The 2,727-nt window shown below is 75.0% G+C and carries 2 protein-coding genes and 1 pseudogene; all 3 read right to left on the minus strand.

Translation table 11 applies throughout. From position 1 onward, the window contains the following. Window positions 1-227: 227 nt before the first annotated feature. Window positions 228-1,619, minus strand: coding sequence for an ATP-binding protein (locus tag ACJA3G_RS34655; protein WP_406557004.1), 1,392 nt, complete (start codon window positions 1,617-1,619; stop codon window positions 228-230). Beyond that, window positions 1,616-2,317: a response regulator transcription factor gene (locus ACJA3G_RS34660; RefSeq protein ID WP_406557005.1), complete on the minus strand. Its 702-nt coding sequence runs from the start codon at window positions 2,315-2,317 to the stop codon at window positions 1,616-1,618. Before ACJA3G_RS34660 ends, ACJA3G_RS34655 begins: the two co-directional genes overlap by 4 nt. A 137-nt stretch (window positions 2,318-2,454) precedes the next feature. Continuing rightward, a pseudogene (locus ACJA3G_RS34665) lies at window positions 2,455-2,727 on the minus strand (hypothetical protein); the annotation flags it as partial.

The raw sequence follows: 2,727 nt of genomic DNA on the forward strand, positions 1-2,727 counted from the left end.
CCCCAACCCCGGCTGTCGTCTGCGGGCCGTCTGTGGCTGGTCGCGCAGTTCCCCGCGCCCCTGCACGCCCAGGGGCCCGGGGAACCGCGCGCCCAACCCACCACAATCCGCAGCCAAAACCAATGCCGCACCCGCATCACCCCCGCACCCCTCACTGCCCAGCGGCACGGGGAACCGCGCGAGCAACCCACCACGGTCCGCAGCCATGGCCAATGCCGCGCCCCGCCCTACGCGGCACGCGGCCCCGGGCGCCGGGGCTCTGGGCGGCGGCGTCGGCGCCGGGGGCGGATTCGTGACGGTCTCGTGCCGCCGCCGCCCAGCCCGATCCACACCCGCACCTCCGTCCCGCCCAGCACCGACCGCCCCAGCCGTACGTCGCCGCCCGTCGCCTCCGCCATCCGCCGCACGATGTCCAGGCCCAGGCCGGTCGAGCCGCCGCCGCTCGATCCACGGGCCAGGGCCGCCCGGGGGTCGGCGATGCCGGGGCCCGCGTCCGAGATCAGGACGATCACCGCGTCCTCGCCGTTGTGGACGTCCACCGCGAACCCCGTCCCCTCCGGGGTGTGCCGGAAGACGTTGCCGAGCATCGCGTCGAGCGCGGCGGCCAGTTCGGGCCGGGCGACCGGGATGCGGACGGGACGGTCGACGCCCGCGAGGCGTACCTCCCGGCCCTCGTCCTCCGCCAGCGCCGACCAGAACGCCATCCGGTCCCGGATGACCTCGGACGCGTCGCACCCGGCCCCCGCCCCGGCCGGCTGGGTCTGCGGCTTGGCCTCCCGGGCCGTCCGGATGATCGTGTCGACCTCGCGCTCCAGCTGCTCGACCGCCGCCCGTGTCTGCTCGGCTGCCGGACCGTCCCCCAGGGACGCGGCGTTGAGGCGCAGCACCGTCAGCGGGGTACGCAGGCGGTGGGAGAGGTCGGCCGCCAGCTCCCGTTCGTTGGCCAGGAGTTGCACCACCTGGTCGGCCATCGAGTTGAAGGCGACCGCCGCCGAGCGCAGTTCCGCCGGCCCCTCCTCCGGCACCCGCGCCCCCAGCCTCCCCTCGCCCAGGTCGTGCGCCGCCCCGGCGAGCCGCTGGGCGGGGCGGACCATCCGTACGCCCAGGCGGTCCGCCACCGCCACCGAGCCGATGACGAGGGCGACGCCCACGCCCGCGAGGACCAGCCACGCCGTGGCCACGCCGTTGGTGACCTCGGCCTCGGGCACGTACACCTCGACGATCGCGATCTCGCCCGAGCTCAGCGCGGTCGGCTGGAGGAGCGCGGAGCCGCCGGGGACACCGGAGATGTACGCGCGGACCACCTTGCGGGTCGCGTCCAGATCCTTGCGGGCCGCCCGACGGCGGCCGATCTCCAGGGGCGCGCCGTCCGGCGGCGCCGGGATGTGCACCGCCATCCGGCCCGCCGCGCCCGCCTGGGTGGAGGCGACGGCCCGCTCCAGCGCGTCCCGGTCGGTGGTGATCGACAGGGTGGGGCCGATCGCCGCGGCCTGGCGCTCGGCGTTGGAGAAGGCGCGGTCGCGCGCCATCTCCTTGATGACCAGCCCCAGCGGTACGGCGAAGGCGAGCACCACCATGAGGGTGACGGCGACCGCGACCTTCACCAGGGCCCATCTCATCGGCCGGGCTCCGCCCGAGGTGGCTCCAGCTTCACGCCCACCCCGCGCAGGGTGTGCAGATAGCGGGGTTGCGCGGCGGTCTCGCCGAGCTTGCGGCGCAGCCAGGACAGATGGACGTCGATGGTCTGGTCGTCGCCGTACGACTGCTGCCACACCTCGGCCAGCAGCTCCTTGCGCGGTACGACCACGCCGGGCCGCCCGGCGAGGAACGCCAGCAGGTCGAACTCCCGGCGGGTCAGATCGAGCCGCAGCCCGTCGAGTTCGGCCTGACGGCGCAGCGGGTCGATGGAGAGGCCGCCGACCCGGATCAGCGTCGGCGGCGGCTCGGCCCCGGCGGCCCGCGCCCGGCGCAGCACGGCCGTCATCCGGGCCGACAGGTGCTCCACGGAGAACGGCTTGACCAGGTAGTCGTCGGCGCCGTCGTTGAGCAGCCGGACGATCTCCGTCTCGTCGTCCCGCGCGGTCGCGATGATCACTGGTACGTCGGTGATGCCGCGGAGCATCTTCAGCGCCTCGGCCCCGTCGAGATCGGGCAGTCCGAGGTCGAGGACGACCACGTCGAACCGGAAATGGGCCACCTCGCGCAGCGCCTCAAGTGCCGTGCCGACGCTCCGTACGGTGTGGGAGGCCTCGGTGAGGTGGCGGATGAGGGCGGAGCGAACGAACTGGTCGTCCTCGACCACGAGCACACTTGCCATGGGCGGCACCGTACGCCATCCGGAGTACACCGGTCCCGGCCGGGACGAGAGGGTGCGGGAGGCGGCGGGAGGGGACACGCGTGGGGCGCGTGGGGCAGTATGGCCCCCGATATGACCCCGATGCACCGAGGAATCGTTCACGTCTGCGCCTGGTCGCTGGCCACCGGGGCGGCGGTCACGCTCTCCTGGTGGGGCGTGCACACGGTGATGGCCGGGACGGCGTACGACCCTCCGCGCGCGGTCCCGCTCACCGGCGACGGGCACACCGCCCAGGGGGTACGGCCGCTCGCCTCCTCGACGCGGCGGCCGAAGGGCTCGCCGTCACCGTCCACCGGCCCCTCCGGTACGCCCGCGGACCCGGGCGGCCGGCAACCGGGCCGCTCCCCCGCCGCGCCGCCACCTCCCAAGTC

Origin of the sequence: Streptomyces sp. YS-3, from assembly GCF_045257485.1 — a bacterium.
GTDB lineage: Bacteria > Actinomycetota > Actinomycetes > Streptomycetales > Streptomycetaceae > Streptomyces.

What these genes read in the sequence shown, in the direction of transcription:
- ACJA3G_RS34655 (WP_406557004.1), bottom strand. Translation starts at nt 1,619, where the DNA reads ATGAGATGGGCCCTGGTGAAGGTCGCGGTCGCCGTCACCCTCATGGTG.
- ACJA3G_RS34660 (WP_406557005.1), bottom strand. Translation starts at nt 2,317, where the DNA reads ATGGCAAGTGTGCTCGTGGTCGAGGACGACCAGTTCGTTCGCTCCGCC.